This is a genomic window from Streptococcus sp. SCPM-O-B-23252 (M501) (assembly GCF_058200355.1).
Genome location: NZ_JBYQGS010000002.1, coordinates 1 through 19,074, shown reverse-complemented (window position 1 = coordinate 19,074; position 19,074 = coordinate 1). Strand labels below are relative to the sequence as shown.

Sequence of the window (19,074 nt, the reverse complement as noted above, 5' to 3'; positions counted from 1 at the left end):
TAGCAAATGTAAGTTTAGGAGAAGAAGATGTTTATCATTGAAGTGATAAAAGCGATTCTTTTTGGAATCGTTGAAGGAGTCACCGAGTGGCTTCCAATCTCAAGTACAGGTCATTTGATTTTGATCCAAGACTTTATCCAGTTTAAGGATCAAAACCCTGCCTTTATGGAGATGTTTAATGTCGTTATTCAGCTTGGTGCAATTATGGCCGTCGTCGTGATTTACTTCGACAAGCTTTATCCCTTTAAGCCTGGAAAATCGAAAAAAGAGGTGAGACGGACTTGGCAATTGTGGGCCAAGGTTGCTGTGGCGACCCTGCCTTTGCTCTTTGTCTTTAAATTAGATGATTGGTTTGAAGCTCATTTTCATAACTCTTTTTCTGTAGCCATCATGCTGATCACCTATGGTTGGGCCTTTATTTACCTTGAAAAACGGGAGCAAGTAGAACCAGAAGTGACGGAATTACACAAGTTGCCTTATAAGACTGCTCTCTATATTGGTTTGTTCCAAGTCTTGTCACTTTTCCCAGGGACCAGTCGGTCAGGTGCAACGATTGTAGGTGGTTTGGTCAATGGAGTTAGCCGTTCTGTTGTGACAGAATTTACCTTCTATCTGGGGATTCCTGCCATGTTTGGAGCTAGCCTATTAAAGGTCGCTAAGTTTGTCTTGGGAGGAAATGCTTTAAGTTTCAGCCAAGGGACGATCCTTTTGGTCGCTATGGCAGTTGCCTTCGGAGTCAGTATGGTAGCGATTCGCTTCTTGACAGATTATGTTAAAACTCATGACTTCACGGTTTTTGGAAAATATCGGATTGTTTTGGGAGCGATTTTGCTGGTCTATGCAGTAATAAAAATCTTTATCTAATCATGAGATAGGAGTGCTTCTTCTTTCTCTTCAAATGGCTATGTTTGAGGGGAGAGGAAGTGCTCTTTTGTTTAAGGTTTTTTCATATCTGAGGTGGGGGGTCATGTTTTGAAAAATATGTCCCTTTTTAGTATAATAGAAAGACTAACAGTATGAGGTGCAGTCATGAAGATGAAGCAAATCAGTGATTCAACGATTAAAATCACGATTCAATTAGAGGATTTAGAAGAACGAGGCATGGAAATGGCCGATTTTTTGGTGCCTCAAGAAAAAACAGAAGAATTTTTCTATACCATCTTAGATGAATTGGAAATGCCAGAAAGCTTCTTAGACAGTGGTATGTTGAGTTTCCGAGTGACTCCTAAGCCAGATAAGCTTGATGTTTTTGTGACCAAATCAAAAATTGATCAGCATCTAAATTTTGAAGATTTTTCCGACTTGCCTGATATGGAAGAATTGTCGCAAATGTCTCCAGACGAATTTATCAAGACCTTGGAAAAAACCATCTCTGAAAAGAGTAAGGGAGACGGCGATGCTATCCGTCATTTAGAAGCTGAGGAATTGGCTGATGAGAATCAGCTTTCAGAAGAAGATACGCCGAATCATCCAGTAGATACACGGTATATTTATTATATCCTCCAGTTTTCTCAGTTAGAAGAAGTGATTCGGTTTACAAAGACAGTTCATTATGCGGTCGAGACTTCGGAGCTTTATAAAATGGACGGGATTTACTATTTAACCGTCTTGATTGATTTGGAAGGGTGCCCGCAAGATTATCCAGGTTGGCTCTTGGCAACCATGCGTGAATATGCAGAAGACACAGATACTACTAGAGCTGTCCTCCAGGAACATGGTCATCTCTTGCTCGTCTCAGATGCTATTCACGAACTTCAAAAGGTTAATTTGGTATGATTACTTTTCCATTACAATTTATCCTGGTCCTGATTGCAACTTTTTTGATCAGTTTGATTCTAACTCCCTTTGTGAGGTTATTGGCCTTTAAAATAGATGCCGTAGACTATCCAAATGCGCGTCGGATCAATAAAAAACCCATGCCCAGCGCTGGTGGTTTAGCCATTCTTCTTGCTTTTACCATTGCAACCGTGGTATTGCTACCGATGATTACCAAAGGCTATGTAGCCAAGACATCTTATCTGACCTATACTTTACCAGTTGTCGTTGGAGGATGGATCATTGGTCTGACTGGTTTAATCGATGATATAAAAGAACTATCACCGCGGTTAAAGATGCTGGGGATTTTCCTAGGGGCCAGTGTGATCTGGATCTTTACAGATTTTCGCTTAAATGATTTCAAGATCCCTTTTGGAGGGCCATTTCTTCATTTTGATCCCTGGTTGTCCTATATTTTAACAGTCATTTGGATCATTTCGATTACCAATGCAGTCAATTTGATTGATGGTTTGGATGGTCTGGTCAGTGGGGTTTCGATTATTTCCTTGGTGACGATGGGGATTGTTTCTCATTTCTTTCTCCCAGTGCCCAATCTCTTCCTAACTATGACGATTTTTGTATTAGTCATGGCCATTGCTGGTTTCTTCCCCTTTAATTATCATCCAGCGATTCTTTATTTGGGGGATACAGGAGCCCTCTTCATTGGTTTTATGATCGCTGTTTTGTCCTTGCAAGGTCTTAAGAATGCGACGGCAGTTGCGGTTGTTACGCCGATGATTATCTTGGGAGTTCCCATTACGGATACCTTTTTAGCGATTGTTCGTCGGACTCTCTCTGGTCAGAAGTTCTATGCCCCAGACCGGAATCACTTGCACCATCGCCTACTTTCTTTGGGCTTAACGCATCGTGGAACTGTCTTGGTTATCTATGGAATTTCGATGATTTTTGCTATGATTTCTCTTCTATTGAATATTTCGACTCGTATTGGTGGCGTTCTGCTTGTCATCGGTTTGGTATTAGGAGTTGAATTATTAGCAGAATTGATTGGAGTCCTAGGTCCTAACCATAGTCCGCTCCTCAATTGCTTACGCTATATAGGAAATTCTGCCTATCGAGAGGAAGTTCGACAAAATAGAAAAAACAAGACTAAATAAGAACGATTCTAAACACCAGAAAAGCCTTTTAGGCTTTTTTTTGTTATACTAGATAAGACAAAACTCTATAGCAGAAAGGAATACAAATGTCAGTATTAGAGATTAAAGATCTTCATGTAGAAATTGAAGGCAAGGAAATTTTAAAAGGCGTGAACTTGACCCTTAAAACAGGGGAAATTGCAGCCATCATGGGACCTAACGGGACAGGGAAATCAACCCTATCTGCAGCGATCATGGGGAATCCAAACTATGAAGTGACCAAGGGTGAAATTCTATTTGATGGAGTGAATATCCTTGAATTGGAAGTGGATGAGCGTGCTCGCATGGGCCTTTTCTTGGCTATGCAATACCCATCAGAAATTCCAGGAATTACCAATGCTGAATTCCTTCGTGCAGCCATGAATGCAGGCAAAGAAGAGGACGAAAAAATTTCTGTTCGTGAATTCATCACAAAATTAGACCAGAAAATGGAACTCCTCAATATGAAGGAAGAAATGGCAGAACGCTATTTAAACGAAGGTTTCTCAGGTGGTGAGAAGAAACGCAATGAGATTCTGCAATTGTTGATGTTGGAACCGAAGTTTGCCCTCCTTGATGAGATTGACTCCGGTTTGGATATTGATGCCCTTAAAGTAGTTTCAAAAGGGGTCAATGAAATGCGTGGCGAAGGTTTTGGTGCCATGATCATTACCCACTACCAACGTCTTTTAAACTACATTACTCCTGATGTGGTTCATGTGATGATGGAAGGTCGTGTCGTCCTTTCAGGTGGTCCTGAACTTGCTGTGCGTTTGGAGCGTGAAGGATACGCGAAATTAGCAGAAGAGTTAGGTTACGACTACAAAGAAGAACTCTAATCTTGTGTCCAAAACTGAACAGGATCTTTGAGGAGGAGTAAATGACCAAAGAAAATATCAAACTTTTTTCAGAAATGCATGCAGAGCCCCAATGGTTGCAGGACTTGCGCCAGAGGGCTTTTGATAAAATTGATGACTTAGAACTACCTGTGATTGAACGCGTGAAATTTCATCGTTGGAATCTTGGGGATGGAACAATCACAGAAAGTGAACCACTCACTGCTGTGCCAGACTTCACTGCGATTGACAATCAATTAAAATTGGTTCAGCATGGAACTCATACAGTATTTGAACAGATTCCAGTTGACTTGGCCAACCGGGGAGTCATCTTTACAGACTTCCACTCAGCCCTGGAAGTAATTCCAGAGGTCGTAGAGGAATTTTTCATGTCATCCGTTAAATATGATGATGACAAGTTGGCAGCCTACCACACAGCTTATTTCAATAGTGGAGCTGTTCTTTATATTCCAGATCATGTAGAAATCGCGGAGCCAATCGAGGGTGTCTTCTACCAGGATAGTGATAGCGATGTGCCATTTAACAAGCACATCTTGATTATCGCTGGTAAGAACAGTAAGATCAGTTACCTTGAACGGTTAGAGTCACGTGGAGAAGGTAGTGCTAAAGCAACTGCCAATATCACAGTAGAAGTGATTGCGCGTTCAGGTGCGCAAGTGAAGTTTGCTGCGATTGATCGTCTTGGTGAGAATGTCACTGCCTACATTAGCCGCCGTGGGAAACTAGGTAAGGATGCTAGCATTGACTGGGCAATCGGTGTCATGAACGAAGGAAATGTCGTTGCTGACTTTGATAGTGACTTGATAGGAAACGGCAGCCATGCTGACTTGAAGGTCGTAGCCCTATCTAGTGGTCGTCAGGTACAAGGGATTGATACCCGTGTAACCAACTATGGTTGCAATTCGGTAGGGAACATTCTCCAACATGGGGTCATTCTTGAAAAGGCAACCTTGACCTTCAACGGGATTGGCCACATTATCAAGGGAGCAAAAGGGGCAGATGCCCAACAAGAAAGCCGTGTGTTAATGCTTTCTGACCAAGCTCGTTCCGATGCTAACCCAATTCTTTTGATCGATGAAAATGATGTGACTGCAGGTCACGCAGCTTCTATCGGTCAGGTAGATCCAGAAGACATGTACTACCTCATGAGCCGTGGCTTGGATCAGGCAACTGCAGAACGCCTAGTGGTTCGTGGTTTCCTTGGATCGGTGATTGTGGAGATTCCAGTCAAAGAAGTTCGTGAAGAAATGATCCAAACCATTGAAGATAAATTATTGAAGAGATAAACATGATAGATGTCGAAAAGATTCGGAAAGATTTCCCGATTTTAGATCAAATAGTGAATGATGAGCCGCTTGTCTATTTAGATAATGCAGCGACGACACAAAAACCAAAAGCTGTCTTAGAGGCGGTGAATCGCTATTACCAAGAGGATAACGCCAATGTTCACCGCGGGGTTCATACCTTGGCGGAACGGGCGACCGCATCCTATGAAGCAGCAAGAGAAACGGTCCGTCGTTTTATAAACGCTTCCTCGACCAAAGAGGTCTTGTTTACGAGAGGGACTACGACAGGCTTGAACTGGATTGGGCGGTTTGCAGAGGAAATCCTCGAAGAGGGGGATGAGGTCCTCATCTCTATTATGGAACACCATTCCAACATCCTTCCTTGGCAGGAAGCTTGTCGGAAGACAGGGGCGAAGTTGATCTATGCGTACTTGAAAGACGGTGGTCTGGATTTAGAGGATTTCCGAGAAAAATTGACAGATCGAACCAAGTTTGTTTCCATTACCCATGCTTCTAACGTACTCGGGGTAATTAATCCTATCCAGGAACTCGCTCAATTAGCCCATGAAAAAGGTGCTATTATGGTAGTGGATGGGGCTCAATCGGTCCCCCATATGAAAATTGATGTTCAAAAACTAGATGCAGACTTCTTTGTCTTTTCCGGGCATAAAATGGCTGGACCGACAGGAATTGGAGTCTTGTATGGAAAAGAGCACTATCTCAACCAAATGTCACCTGTTGAATTTGGTGGGGAAATGATTGACTTTGTCTATGAACAATCCGCAACCTGGAAGGAACTCCCTTGGAAATTCGAAGCAGGGACTCCAAATATGGCTGGCGCAATTGGTTTAGCTGCGGCAATTGATTATTTGGAGGCCATTGGCATGGATGTCATTGAGCACCACGAGCAAGACTTGATTGCCTACGTCTTTCCTAAACTTCAAGCGATTGAAGGCTTGAAAATCTATGGCTCCCAAGATTTAGCGAAACGCTCTGGGGTGATTTCCTTCAACTTAGGGGATCTGCATCCTCATGATCTTGCGACTGCCTTGGATTATGAAGGAGTTGCCGTTCGGGCAGGCCACCATTGTGCTCAACCTTTGATCCAGTATTTGGAGGTTCCAGCGACTGCTCGAGCTAGCTTTTATCTCTACAATACAAAGGAAGACTGTGATAAGCTTGTAGAAGCGCTGATAAAAACAAAGGAGTTTTTCAATGGCACTTTCTAAATTAGATAGCCTCTATATGGCTGTAGTAGCTGACCATTCAAAAAATCCCCATCACCATGGAAAGATTGAAGGGGTTGAACAAATCAACTTAAACAATCCAACCTGTGGCGATGTGATTAGTTTGTCTGTTCAGTTTGATGATGAAGGAGTAATCAAAGACATTGCCTTTGTAAACTCAGGTTGTACGATTTCGACGGCTTCTGCTAGTATGATGACAGACGTTGTCCTAGGAAAATCCAAAGAAGAAGTGCTAGAGTTGGCGACTATTTTTTCAGAAATGGTCCAAGGCAAAGAAGATACTCGTCAAGACCAGTTGGGAGATGCAGCCTTTTTAGCTGGGGTTGCTAAATTTCCACAACGGATCAAGTGCTCGACCCTGGCTTGGAATGCTCTCAAAAAAGCAATCGATGCTCAAGCCTAATGATGAATAAAAGTGATGAAGATTCAAGTCTGTTTTTTAACCGAGCTTCTGGTGAGAAGTGCTATTAACATTCGGGTGCTGATGGTCCAGACTAGAAGAGTAATCACATGGAAAGAGTGCTAAAAAAGAAAATGAAAGGAAAGATATGACAGAAGAAAGAGTAGAACCAAAACCAATTGATCTTGGTGAATATAAATTTGGCTTTCATGATGATGTAGACCCAATCTTGTCAACAGGAAAAGGGTTGAATGAATCGGTTATTCGCGAGTTGTCTGCTGCGAAAAATGAGCCAGAATGGATGCTGGAGTTCCGTTTAAAGTCTTATGAAGCATTTAAAAAAATGCCGATGCAAACTTGGGGGGCTGACTTGTCAGATATTGATTTTGATGATTTGATTTATTATCAAAAACCATCTGATAAACCTGCACGTAGCTGGGATGAAGTGCCTGAAAAAATTAAGGAAACATTTGAACGGATTGGTATTCCAGAAGCAGAGCGTGCTTACCTGGCCGGAGCAGCTGCTCAGTATGAGTCTGAAGTAGTTTACCATAATATGAAGGAAGAATTCCAAAAGCTAGGAATTATCTTTACGGACACAGATTCGGCTTTGAAGGAATACCCAGACTTGTTTAAGCAATACTTTGCTAAGTTGGTACCTCCAACGGATAATAAGTTGGCAGCCCTCAACTCAGCTGTTTGGTCAGGTGGAACCTTTATCTATGTGCCGAAGGGTGTTAAGGTCGATGTTCCTTTGCAGACCTACTTCCGGATTAATAATGAAAATACAGGTCAGTTTGAGCGGACTTTGATTATTGTTGACGAAGGCGCTAGCGTCCACTATGTAGAAGGATGTACAGCACCGACTTATTCAAGCAATAGCTTGCATGCTGCTATTGTAGAAATCTTTGCTTTGGATGGAGCTTACATGCGTTATACGACTATCCAAAACTGGTCTGATAACGTCTATAACTTGGTTACAAAACGCGCTAAGGCTCAAAAAGATGCTACTGTTGAGTGGATTGATGGGAACTTGGGTGCCAAAACAACTATGAAATATCCATCTGTATACTTAGATGGAGAAGGAGCGCGTGGTACCATGCTTTCTATTGCCTTTGCTAATGCAGGGCAACACCAGGATACTGGTGCCAAGATGATCCACAATGCTCCACATACCAGCTCTTCAATCGTCTCAAAATCCATCGCGAAAGGTGGAGGAAAGGTTGACTACCGTGGACAAGTGACATTCAATAAAGATTCAGCGAAATCTGTCAGTCACATTGAGTGTGATACCATCATCATGGATGACTTGTCTGCATCTGACACCATCCCATTTAATGAAATTCATAATTCACAAGTTGCTTTGGAACATGAAGCCAAAGTATCTAAGATTTCAGAAGAACAACTCTATTACCTCATGAGCCGTGGTTTATCAGAATCAGAAGCGACTGAAATGATCGTCATGGGATTTGTAGAGCCCTTCACTAAAGAACTTCCAATGGAATATGCAGTTGAGTTGAACCGATTGATTAGCTACGAAATGGAAGGATCTGTCGGTTAAGGAGATAAAAGGAGAAGCCAATGGGATTCCTAAAAAAATTATTTGGTAATGTCGAAAAAGCGAATAAGGGCGAAATTCCTGCAGAAGAAATTATTCCGCCATTTGCAAACGATTTAGCTGAAGAAGCAGATGATTATTGGAGACAAATGGAACAAAACCTCTTGATCAATGCTGTGAAGGCTGTTGGCGGTCCTGATAAAGCGGATCGTGCCTTTATGCTAGTGAATTTTAAACCGGGTCAAGAAACATTTGATTTGTATTATCAAGTCGATGGGAATTTAATTTCTTGGCAAGAATTGGATCCAGAACTTGTAGAAAAAATCCGCCTTCAACTCTTGCCTCAAGCCCCAGCTGTATCCCATGCAGTCAATGAAAATTACGAAGCTGCCAATGTTCCTGTGATTAGCTATGCCATGCTTCAATTAGAAACGGCGACCATGGCGTGGTTTGGTCGGAAGCTAACAACAGCTACTCTGAAGCTAGCTTATCTTTTGAAGAATTGGTAGCAGGTTGGCGTGCGGTGATTGAAGAAGAGATTCCGACTCATCCAATAGACAGCGACACTGCTTTTCCTTATTTCGAAGTTCGATAGAAGTTCTGTTGACGGAATTGAATAAACAAAAAAAGAGGGTGACCTCTTTTTTTGTTTATGAGCATTTATAGTTTTTCGTTGACGTAACGAACAAATTGATTCCACCACACTTTTAAGAAGAAACTTTTTTGGATATTTTCTCCGCTCACCATTTCCATACTAGGGGCTTTACCTTCGATATACCCTCGACCGATGGGTTCTGGATCAGTGTAGGTAAGGGTTCCGAGAGAAGTACCTTTCTTTATAGGAGCGCTAAATGAAGATTGGCTACTTTTAAAGGTGATTTTAGGTTCTGCTTGGCTTCCTTGTCGTTCGATCACGATGAAGTCATCCTTGGCAACAGCAGTGGCGTTTGTTTTCTTGCCATCAAGAACCGTTGATTTACTGTTGTTGTAAGCTTCGCCTTTACTGACAATGAGGCTTGGAACGAAGTTTTGGCTCACATAATTCATCAGGTTGGCTGTTGCAACAAATCGTGCGTAGGGATCTCCATCGATTGCCTCAACACCAATGACAACAGTGATCATGCGAATACCATTTTTATTGGTAGAAGCAACAAATGAAATCCCCCCTTTATCGGAATTTCCGGTTTTTAGGCCATCCACTCCTGCTCGATAGTTGGGCATGTTTTCCAACATATAGTTACTGCTCTCCAATTGAATTCCAGCAAATTCTGCATGGGAAAGGGAGGTGATTTTTGTAACTTCAGGATAGTCTTCCAGAAGATGTTTTGCGATGACTGCTACATCATAAGCACTCAGCTTGTTTTCTGTATCTTTCTTTTTGTTTTCCTCATCCTCATCCCCATCAATGATAGATTGGTTCAAACCACTAGCATTCACAATCGTCGCATCTGTAATCCCCCAATCTTTGAGCTTCGCTTTCATGAGCAGGACGAATTGTTCTTCGTTACCAGCTACTTTTTCAGCTAAGGCAATGGCGGCGCTATTGGCGTTTGATACGAGGAGAGCAGTGAGCAGGTCCTTAACTTTGTATTTACGAGCTTCCATGGGGACATTGCTGATTCCTTCAACAGCGGTCAGTTGGTAGGCTTTGTCCGAAATATCTACGTCATCATTTAAAGAGATTTTTCCTTGCTGAATGGCTTCGTAAACGAGATAAGTAGTCAAGAGATTGCTGATTCCACCAACTTCTTTTTTCTCATTGCTGTTTTTTTCGTAGAGTATTTTACCTGTTGTCCCATCGATTGCAATAGCATGCTGAGCTCCAAGGTCTAGGTCCTCCGCTCTTACAGGAGAAGTACTGAGAAGGGTAAGAATTATACAAAGAAGTAAAGTGATTATTTTTTTCACGTTTGAATCCTCGATTGTTTTTTGTCTCTACTATTGTATCATAAAAGAAGGCAACTGCTTTAATCCTATTTTCACCTTCACTTAATTTAAAACTCTATAAGTAAATTGTAAAGATAGTTGGTAAAATGGAAGAAATAGTGTATAATGGTAGAAAACCTAACATAAGGAGATAGTGATGAAAGTAAATAAACGGTTTGTACTGGCCGGTGTTTCTCTAGCCAGCGCTCTTCTATTAACAGCATGCGGTGGTGGAAGCGGCAATCAATCTACTTATTCTTATATTTATTCAACGGATCCAAATACTTTGGACTACATTGCATCGACTCGTACAACGACGTCTGATATTACAAGTAACCTTGTTGATGGTTTGTTAGAAAATGATAAATATGGAAATTTAATCCCAAGTTTGGCAGAAGACTGGACAGTTTCAGAAGATGGCTTAGTATATACCTATAAACTTCGAAAAGATGCCAAATGGTATACCAGTGAAGGGGAAGAGTATGGTGCTGTAACAGCTCACGATTTTGTGACAGGGATCAAACATGCTGTGGAATCCAAATCTGAAGGTCTCTTCTTAATCCAAAACTCCATTAAAGGTTTGGATGCCTATGCCAAGGGTGAAACAACAGATTTCAAGACAGTTGGCGTGAAAGCCCTAGATGATTACACCGTTCAATATACCTTGGAACGTCCAGAAAGCTTTTGGAATTCTAAGACGACATCAGGTGTCCTTTTCCCAGTTAACGCAGCGTTCTTAGAATCTCAAGGAAAAGACTTTGGTTCTTTAAAACCAAGTAGTATTCTCTATAACGGTCCCTATTATTTGAAGAATTTAACTTCAAAATCTCAAATTGAACTTGTAAAAAATAAAGAATACTACGATGAAAAGAATGTTCATATTGATAATGTGAAGTTGACTTACAATGATGGATCAGATCCAGAATCGGTCATCAAGAAATTTGAAAATGGTCAATATTCATTTGCGACAGTAATGCCAAATAGCTCTACTTATAAGAGTGTGAAAAAGAAATTTGGTGATAATATTGTTTATGGTGTTCAATATGGTACATCTTACTATCTAGGCTTCAACATCGATCGTCAGAAGTATAACCATACAGCCAAAACGACAGATGCTCAAAAATCGTCTACAAAACAAGCGATTTTAAATAAGGATTTCCGTCAAGCTGTCAACTTTGCCTTTGACCGTGAAGCCTATGCTGCTCAAACATCTGGCGCAGATGCAGCGACCAAGATTCTTCGAAACACCTTGGTTCCACCGACTTTTGTTCAAGTAAATGGCGAAGAGTTCGGTAAGGTTGTCGAGAAACAATTGGTGACCTATGGGGATGAGTGGAAAGACGTAAATCTAGATGATGCCCAAACCACCCTCTACAATCAAGAAAAAGCCAAGGCTGAATTTGCAAAAGCTAAAGAACAACTGCAAAAAGAAGGGGTACAATTCCCAATTCATTTGGATTACGTTGTTAGTCAGACAGATAACAGTCAGGTACAACAAGCTAGCTCCTTCAAACAATCCGTAGAAGCTGTTCTTGGTGCAGACAATGTTGTCGTAGATATTCAGAAATTATCTGATGATGACTTTAACAATATTACCTACTTTACAGACACTGCTGCTGAGAAAGATTATGACCTTGCAGGCGGAGGATGGGTTCCAGACTACCAAGATCCATCTACTTATTTAGAGAGTTTAAGTCCTGTTAACGGTTCTGTTTTCTACTATCTAGGTGTGGATGCAGGTTCAAACAGCCCTGCTATTACAGCAGTTGACTTTGGGAAGTATGCAGAGCTCTTAAAAGATGCCAATGCAGAAGTGAGTGACCAAGCTGTACGGTATGAGAAATACGCAGCCGCTCAAGCATGGCTAACCGATAGTTCGTTGATCTTACCAACTGTTTCAAATGGTGGAACGCCAATGTTGCAACGGACTGTCCCATATAGTCGTGCTGCTTCATGGGTTGGAACAAAAGGTACAGGAACCAACTATAAATATCTTGAACTTTCAGAAGAAGTCATCAAGACAAAGGATTACGATGCAAGTAAAGAAAAATGGTTGAAAGAAAAGGCTGAATCCAATAAAAAAGCCCAAGAAGAATTAAAGAACCACATCGAATCGAAATAGCTGGGAAAGTAAGAACGCATAAGTTCAAGTAGGGGAAGGAGCCACTAAAAAGGATTGATTTTTTAGACAGTCCTCCGCTTAGTGGCTCCTTTCGCTTGCCAAATATTCAGAAAATTTAGTTTACTTTTTGTCTCACTTATGCTATAATTCTATCTAAATTCAATAAAATGGAGACTCAAAATGAAAAAAAGTAAAGTTTTTGCATTTGCCGGAGTAACATTGCTCGCAGCAACTTTCCTTGCAGCATGTTCTGGCTCAAAAGATAGCAAGTCTGCATCAAAAAAAGATACAACATATGGCTATGTTTATACAGATGATCCAACAACTTTGGATTACACTGTATCTTCAAAAGCTTCCGTACACGATATTACAACAAACGGTGTAGATGGTTTGTTGGAGAACGACAAATACGGAAACCTTGTACCATCTATTGCTGAAGATTGGTCTGTTTCAAAAGACGGTTTGACCTATACCTACAAAATCCGTAAGGGTGTTAAATGGTATGATGCTGATGGTGAAGAGCATGGGGAAGTAACAGCTCATGACTTTGTTACTGGATTGAAGCATGCGGCGGACAAGAAGTCAGAATCTCTTCCATTGGTAAAAGACTCAATCAAAGGATTGAAAGATTACTCAGAAGGAAAAATTTCAGATTTCTCTGAGGTTGGAGTCAAAGCAGTAGATGACTATACCCTTGAGTATACTTTGAACCAACCAGAAACTTTCTGGAATTCAAAAACAACTAATGGGGTTCTTTTCCCAATTAGTACAGAATTCTTGAAGAGCAAGGGTGATGAATTTGGTCAGCCAGGTAATGTCAAATCAATCTTGTTCAATGGTCCATTCCTTTTGAAATCAATCACTTCTAAATCAGAAATTACTTTTGAGAAAAACGAAGATTATTGGGATAAAGACAACGTTCATATCGACAAGATCAAATTGTCTTATTATGATGGATCAGACCAAGATTCATTGGCGCGTGGCTTTAGTGATGGATCATACACAGTTGCTCGTCTCTTCCCAGCAAGTTCAAACTTTGCGTCTGTTGAAGAAAAATACAAAGATAATATCTACAACACACAGCCTGGTTCTGGTGTAGCAGTCTTAGGTTTCAACATTGACCGTCAAGCCTACAACCACACATCTAAAACTTCAGATGAGCAGAAATCTTCTACGAAGAAAGCTATCTTGAACAAGAATTTCCGTCAAGCCATCACCTTTGCCTTGAACCGTGAGAATTATTCAGCGCAAGTCAATGGTAAAGACTATGCTAAGGCTGCTATTCGGAACATGTACACCGCACCTGCCTTTGTTCAAGTAAATGGTAAAGACTTTGGTGATGTAGTAGCAGACAAGTTGCAAACTTATGGAGATCAATGGAGTGGTGTGAATCTTGCAGACGGTCAAAACGGACTTTATAGCAAGGAAAAAGCAAAAGCTCAGTTTGAAAAAGCAAAAGCTGAACTCCAAAAAGATGGTGTTCAATTCCCAATCCACTTGGATGTTCCGGTTGCACAAAACTCAACAAACTTTGTGTCACGGATGCAATCCTTCAAACAATCAGTTGAAGAAACACTTGGTACAGAAAACGTTGTTGTGGACCTTCAAATGATGGACCAAGATGAAGTCTTGAACATTACATTGAACGTACCATCAGCTGCAGAAACTGACTGGGATCTTCAAGGGCTTGTAGGATGGAATCCAGACTACGATGATCCATCTACTTACCTTGACACCTTGCAACCATCTTCACCAGACCAAACTAAGACTTACCTTGGATTTGCTGGTGGTGTCGACAATGCTTCTGCTAAAGCAGTCGGTTTAGATGAATTTGCGAAATTGCTTGATGATGCAGAAAAAGAAACTCAAGATGTAGTGACTCGTTACGACAAATTTGCAGCAGCTCAAGCTTGGTTAACAGATAGCGCATTAGTGATTCCAACTATGACAAGTTCAGGTGCTGGAACAGTTGTTTCAAAAGTAGTTCCATTCTCTGGACCATCATCACAAACAGGTAACAAAGGATCAACTTATTTCAAATATGTTGAAGTTCAAGATGAACCTGTCACTAAAAAACAATATGATCAAGAACGTGAAAAATGGTTGAAAGAAAAAGCTGATTCAAATAAAAAAGCTCAGCAAGAACTAGAAAAACACGTTAAATAATCACCTTCATCAGAACTTTCTCTAATAGGGGAGAAAGTTCTTTTGAACATTAAAGGAACGGAATATGAAAAAATATATATTTATGCGTATTTTACGTTCGTTAGTGTCGATCTTTTTAGTTACGACATTGACGTATACAATTATTTATACGCTAACCCCAAGAAATTTAATTTTCAAAAACGACCCTAACTACAATAAGATTGCAAAGACTAAGGATTCTAAAATCAATTATGAAAACACAGTCTATGATCGTATGGGGTATATAGAATATCTTGATTCAAAAGCTTTGAAAGAAAAAGCAAGCAAGGAAGACTCATCAGTAACTGTAGAGCCTACTAAAGAAAACGAAAAGATCTACAAAAAGTACATTTCTAATCTTGGAAATGGCTGGGTATTGAAACGTTTCCCTGAAAACAAAGGCTTTTACGCAACTCGTGAAGTCCCTGTCTTTGAACGTGTTATTGGATTCTACGGCAACCTGATTCAGATTGATCATCCAAATGTCATCAAAGATGCTTCCAATCCAAAACTTGAACGCTATATTCGCATTGAAAATGATCCAGCTATTGGTTGGTCAGTAGTTGGTTCGGGGACTAAACATAAATATCTTTTGTATTTCAATGGTCAATTCCCGTTCGTTCATCAAAATTTTGTATCGTTAAACTTGGGTGAATCTTATCCAACTTATTCAAATACGCCGGTTCTTCAGGTTATTACACAAGGACAAGGTACTACCAAGAAGAGTGAAGTAAACTTCCCAACAGGGAAAAAAGAATCTTCTATCGATATCTACTCACGTACTTACAAATCACCAAGCAAGGCAGATGCTCAAGATATTGCCCGCTTTGGTGAAGGAGATGCTTATACAGCAACTTTGAGTAACTATGAAAATCCATCCATGATTGTGAGCTCTTCTATTATCGGCTTGATCGGGATTGCAATTGCTTACTTGATCGCAATTCCATTGGGATCATACATGGCCTTGTTGAAGAACACATGGTTTGATAGTGCCTCAACAGCTGTCTTGACATTGATGATGGCTCTTCCAACGATTGCCTTGGTCTACATCGTCCGCTTGGTTGGTTCAACAATTGGTCTTCCAGACTCTTTCCCAGTCTTAGGAGCTCAGGACTGGAGATCGTACGTTCTTCCTTCTGTCATCCTGGGACTATTGACCGCTCCAGGTTTGGCTGTTTGGATTCGTCGTTATATGATTGACTTGCACTCACAAGACTTTGTCCGTTTTGCACGTGCTAAAGGACTTTCCGAAAAAGAAATTTCACGCAAGCATATTTTCAAGAATGCAATGGTTCCAATCGTTACAGGTATTCCTGTTCAATTGGTCTTGGTTATCTCAGGAGCTACCTTGACAGAAACTGTCTTTGCCTTCCCTGGTATGGGTAAAATGTTGATTGATTCCATCAAAGCATCGAATAATACTATGGTGGTGGGTCTTGTCTTCATCTTCACCGTTCTTGCTGTATTTGGAGCGATGGCCGGTGATATTCTCATGGTTATGGTAGACCCTCGTATCAAATTGACAACTAAGAAAGGAGGCAAATAATGTCTACAATCGATAAAAAGAAATTCCAATTTGTTGAACGTGACGACTTTGCCTCTGAAACAATTGATGCGCCGTCGTACTCCTACTGGAAATCAGTATTTCGCCAATTTTTCAAAAAGAAATCAACCATTTTTATGTTAGCAGTCTTGGTGGGGATTCTCTTGATGAGTTTTGTTTATCCAATGTTTTCAAACTTTGATTACAATGATGTAAGTAAAGTAAATGATTTCACTGCTCGTTTGAATCCTCCAAGTGCCAAAGCTTTCTTTGGTACAGATAACAATGGTAAATCGTTGTTTGATGGAGTTTGGTTTGGTGCCCGCAATTCGATTATCATCTCTTTTATTGCTACCTTGATCAACGTTGTGATTGGTGTAGTGATTGGTGGGATTTGGGGTGTGTCAAAATCAATCGACCGCTTCATGATGGAAGTTTATAACGTTATTTCAAACGTTCCATTCATGTTGATTGTTATTGTCTTGACTTACTCAATCGGTGCTGGTTTCTGGAACTTGATTTTGGCGATGACGGTAACAGGATGGATTGGGATTGCTTATTCTATCCGTGTCCAAATTATGCGTTACCGTGATTTAGAGTACAATTTGGCCAGCCGTACTTTGGGGACTCCAACTCTAAAAATCGTGACAAAAAATATTTTGCCGCAGTTGGTATCTGTTATTGTGACGACGACAACTCAATTGTTGCCAGCCTTTATTTCAACTGAAGCCTTCCTTTCCTTCTTTGGATTGGGATTGCCAATTACAGTTCCAAGTTTAGGTCGTCTGATTTCAGACTACTCACAAAACGTAACAACCAATGCGTATCTTTTCTGGATTCCATTGACAGTCTTAGTCTTGGTATCCTTGTCATTCTATATCGTTGGACAAAACCTTGCAGATGCCAGCGATCCACGTACACATAGATAGGAGGAGTAGGTATGACAAATGATAAAAATGTAATCTTATCTGCTCGCGATATCGTAGTAGAATTTGATGTTCGGGATCGTGTCTTAACAGCCATTCGCAATGTGTCCTTAGACCTTGTTGAAGGTGAAGTCATGGCACTTGTTGGTGAATCAGGTTCTGGTAAATCTGTTCTGACAAAAACCTTCACAGGAATGTTAGAAGACAACGGCCGAATTGCCAATGGTAACATTAATTATCGTGGGCAAGAATTAACAGAACTCAAGTCAAACAAAGACTGGGAAGATATCCGTGGTGCAAAAATTGCAACAATCTTCCAAGATCCAATGACCAGTTTGGACCCGATTAATACAATCGGATCACAAATTACGGAAGTTATTATTAAACACCAAGGCAAGAGTGCCAAAGAAGCCAGAGAAATGGCCATTGATTATATGGAAAAGGTGGGAATCCCAGAAGCGGAACGTCGTTTTGATGAATATCCTTTCCAATATTCAGGCGGGATGCGTCAACGGATCGTTATTGCTATTGCGCTTGCTTGTCGTCCGGATATCTTGATCTGTGACGAGCCAACAACGGCCCTTGACGTAACCATCCAAGCCCAGATCATTGACTTGTTGAAATCATTGCAAAAAGAATATAACTTTACAACAATCTTTATTACCCACGACTTAGGTGTAGTCGCAAGTATTGCAGATAAGGTTGCTGTAATGTATGCTGGTGAAATTGTAGAATTTGGTAAAGTAGAAGAAATCTTCTACGATCCAAGACATCCTTATACATGGAGTCTCCTTTCAAGTTTGCCACAATTGTCTACCTCTAAAGGTGATTTATATTCTATCCCAGGGACTCCTCCATCATTGTATTCACCAGTAAAAGGGGATGCCTTTGCTTTGCGTTCAGACTATGCGATGCAAATTGATTTCGAGGAACATCCACCAGTCTTCAACGTTTCAGATACACATTGGGCTAAAACATGGCTCTTACATGAAGATGCACCAAAAGTCAATAAACCAGAAATTATTGATAATCTTCATGAAAAGATCAGTGCGAAAATGGGATTCACTACAATCAAGGACTAGGAGAAGGAAATGACAGAAAAATTAATAGAAGTTAAAGATCTAGAAATTTCCTTCGGTGAAGGAAATAAAAAATTTGTAGCTGTAAAGAATGCAAATTTCTTCATTAACAAAGGGGAAACATTTTCTCTTGTTGGTGAGTCTGGTAGTGGGAAGACAACAATTGGTCGTGCAATCATTGGTTTGAATGACACTAGTGCAGGTGACATCCTGTATGATGGTAAAAAAATCAATGGGAAGCAATCGCGTAAGGATGAAAATGAATTAATCCGAAAAATTCAAATGATCTTCCAAGACCCGGCAGCAAGTTTGAATGAGCGTGCAACGGTCGACTACATTATTTCAGAAGGTTTGTACAATTATCACCTATTCGAAAATGAAGAAGACCGAGTACGTAAAGTAAAAGAGATTATGCATGAAGTGGGGCTTCTAGCAGAGCATTTAACTCGTTATCCTCACGAATTTTCTGGTGGACAACGCCAGCGGATTGGGATTGCTCGTGCCTTGGTAATGGAACCAGAATTTGTTATCGCAGACGAGCCAATTTCAGCCCTTGACGTATCCGTACGTGCGCAAGTTTTAAATCTCCTTAAGAAATTCCAAAAAGAGTTGGGCTTGACCTATCTCTTTATCGCACACGATCTTTCAGTCGTTCGATTTATCTCTGATCGTATTGCGGTTATTTACAAAGGAGTTATTGTAGAAGTAGCTGAAACGGAAGAATTGTTTAATAATCCAATTCATCCATACACACAATCTCTACTATCAGCTGTACCGATTCCAGATCCAATTCTAGAACGCAAAAAAGTTCTGAAAGTTTATGATCCTGATCAGCATGATTATTCAACCGACAAACCAGAAATGGTTGAAATCAAACCTGGACATTACGTTTGGGCAAATAAAGCAGAACAGAAAAAATATAAAGAACTTGTATAATCATAAGAGAACGAGAAGAATACGCTTCTCGTTTTCTATTTTTTAAAAAAAGAAAAACTTTT

15 protein-coding genes and 1 pseudogene are annotated in these 19,074 nt (G+C 40.5%); 15 read left to right on the top strand and 1 reads right to left on the bottom strand.

Annotated features, from left to right (window positions below; translation table 11 throughout):
• Positions 1 to 27 precede the first annotated feature (27 nt).
• The 9 genes and pseudogenes from AC3E6G_RS06435 (at position 28) to AC3E6G_RS06395 (ending at position 8,891) form a co-directional block, all read left to right on the top strand.
• Positions 28 to 864 carry an undecaprenyl-diphosphate phosphatase gene (locus tag AC3E6G_RS06435; protein ID WP_048692043.1) on the top strand — a complete coding sequence of 279 codons (837 nt, stop codon included), beginning with the start codon at positions 28 to 30 and terminating at the stop codon, positions 862 to 864.
• A 165-nt stretch (positions 865 to 1,029) separates the two neighbouring features.
• On the top strand, positions 1,030 to 1,776 hold the full coding sequence (gene mecA / locus AC3E6G_RS06430) for an adaptor protein MecA (protein WP_061564740.1): 747 nt from the start codon (positions 1,030 to 1,032) through the stop codon (positions 1,774 to 1,776).
• Positions 1,773 to 2,930, top strand: a complete 1,158-nt coding sequence (locus tag AC3E6G_RS06425; protein ID WP_314837146.1) for a glycosyltransferase family 4 protein — start codon at positions 1,773 to 1,775, stop codon at positions 2,928 to 2,930. Before mecA ends, AC3E6G_RS06425 begins: the two co-directional genes overlap by 4 nt.
• Before the next feature lie 86 nt (positions 2,931 to 3,016).
• Positions 3,017 to 3,787 (top strand): Fe-S cluster assembly ATPase SufC, encoded by a 771-nt coding sequence (gene sufC / locus AC3E6G_RS06420; RefSeq protein WP_314837145.1) that lies wholly within the window; start codon positions 3,017 to 3,019, stop codon positions 3,785 to 3,787.
• 41 nt (positions 3,788 to 3,828) lie between these two features.
• On the top strand, positions 3,829 to 5,091 hold the full coding sequence (gene sufD / locus AC3E6G_RS06415) for a Fe-S cluster assembly protein SufD (protein WP_314837144.1): 1,263 nt from the start codon (positions 3,829 to 3,831) through the stop codon (positions 5,089 to 5,091).
• A gap of 2 nt (positions 5,092 to 5,093) precedes the next feature.
• The gene (locus AC3E6G_RS06410; RefSeq protein ID WP_314837143.1) at positions 5,094 to 6,320 is read left to right on the top strand and encodes a cysteine desulfurase; all 1,227 of its coding nucleotides are present in this window, start codon (positions 5,094 to 5,096) and stop codon (positions 6,318 to 6,320) included.
• Positions 6,307 to 6,741: a Fe-S cluster assembly sulfur transfer protein SufU gene (gene sufU / locus AC3E6G_RS06405; RefSeq protein WP_154854567.1), complete on the top strand. Its 435-nt coding sequence runs from the start codon at positions 6,307 to 6,309 to the stop codon at positions 6,739 to 6,741. Before AC3E6G_RS06410 ends, sufU begins: the two co-directional genes overlap by 14 nt.
• Positions 6,742 to 6,886: 145 nt before the next feature.
• Positions 6,887 to 8,299 (top strand): Fe-S cluster assembly protein SufB, encoded by a 1,413-nt coding sequence (sufB, locus tag AC3E6G_RS06400; RefSeq protein WP_061564746.1) that lies wholly within the window; start codon positions 6,887 to 6,889, stop codon positions 8,297 to 8,299.
• A gap of 20 nt (positions 8,300 to 8,319) precedes the next feature.
• A pseudogene (locus AC3E6G_RS06395) lies at positions 8,320 to 8,891 on the top strand (hypothetical protein).
• Positions 8,892 to 8,956: 65 nt separating this feature from the next.
• Here the strand turns inward: AC3E6G_RS06395 and pbp3 are convergent.
• Entirely contained in the window at positions 8,957 to 10,204 is a 1,248-nt protein-coding gene (gene pbp3, locus AC3E6G_RS06390; RefSeq protein WP_490700693.1) for a D-alanyl-D-alanine carboxypeptidase PBP3, read from the bottom strand.
• A gap of 175 nt (positions 10,205 to 10,379) precedes the next feature.
• On the opposite strand from pbp3, the gene AC3E6G_RS06385 reads away from it, so the two are divergent.
• The 6 genes from AC3E6G_RS06385 to AC3E6G_RS06360 all read left to right on the top strand — a co-directional run bounded on the left by AC3E6G_RS06385 (position 10,380) and on the right by AC3E6G_RS06360 (position 19,012).
• Complete coding sequence (locus tag AC3E6G_RS06385; protein WP_490700692.1) at positions 10,380 to 12,344, top strand: peptide ABC transporter substrate-binding protein; 1,965 nt, start codon at positions 10,380 to 10,382, stop codon at positions 12,342 to 12,344.
• Positions 12,345 to 12,524: 180 nt separating this feature from the next.
• Positions 12,525 to 14,510, top strand: a complete 1,986-nt coding sequence (locus tag AC3E6G_RS06380; protein WP_233332422.1) for a peptide ABC transporter substrate-binding protein — start codon at positions 12,525 to 12,527, stop codon at positions 14,508 to 14,510.
• A gap of 64 nt (positions 14,511 to 14,574) precedes the next feature.
• Positions 14,575 to 16,074, top strand: a complete 1,500-nt coding sequence (locus AC3E6G_RS06375) for an ABC transporter permease (RefSeq protein WP_238656861.1) — start codon at positions 14,575 to 14,577, stop codon at positions 16,072 to 16,074.
• Positions 16,074 to 17,000 carry an oligopeptide ABC transporter permease OppC gene (gene oppC, locus AC3E6G_RS06370; RefSeq protein ID WP_048692005.1) on the top strand — a complete coding sequence of 309 codons (927 nt, stop codon included), beginning with the start codon at positions 16,074 to 16,076 and terminating at the stop codon, positions 16,998 to 17,000. The genes AC3E6G_RS06375 and oppC overlap by 1 nt, the downstream gene beginning before the upstream one ends.
• Before the next feature lie 11 nt (positions 17,001 to 17,011).
• Positions 17,012 to 18,079: an ABC transporter ATP-binding protein gene (locus AC3E6G_RS06365; protein ID WP_048788750.1), complete on the top strand. Its 1,068-nt coding sequence runs from the start codon at positions 17,012 to 17,014 to the stop codon at positions 18,077 to 18,079.
• 9 nt (positions 18,080 to 18,088) lie between these two features.
• Complete coding sequence (locus AC3E6G_RS06360; protein ID WP_238656860.1) at positions 18,089 to 19,012, top strand: ATP-binding cassette domain-containing protein; 924 nt, start codon at positions 18,089 to 18,091, stop codon at positions 19,010 to 19,012.
• Positions 19,013 to 19,074: the final 62 nt, after the last annotated feature.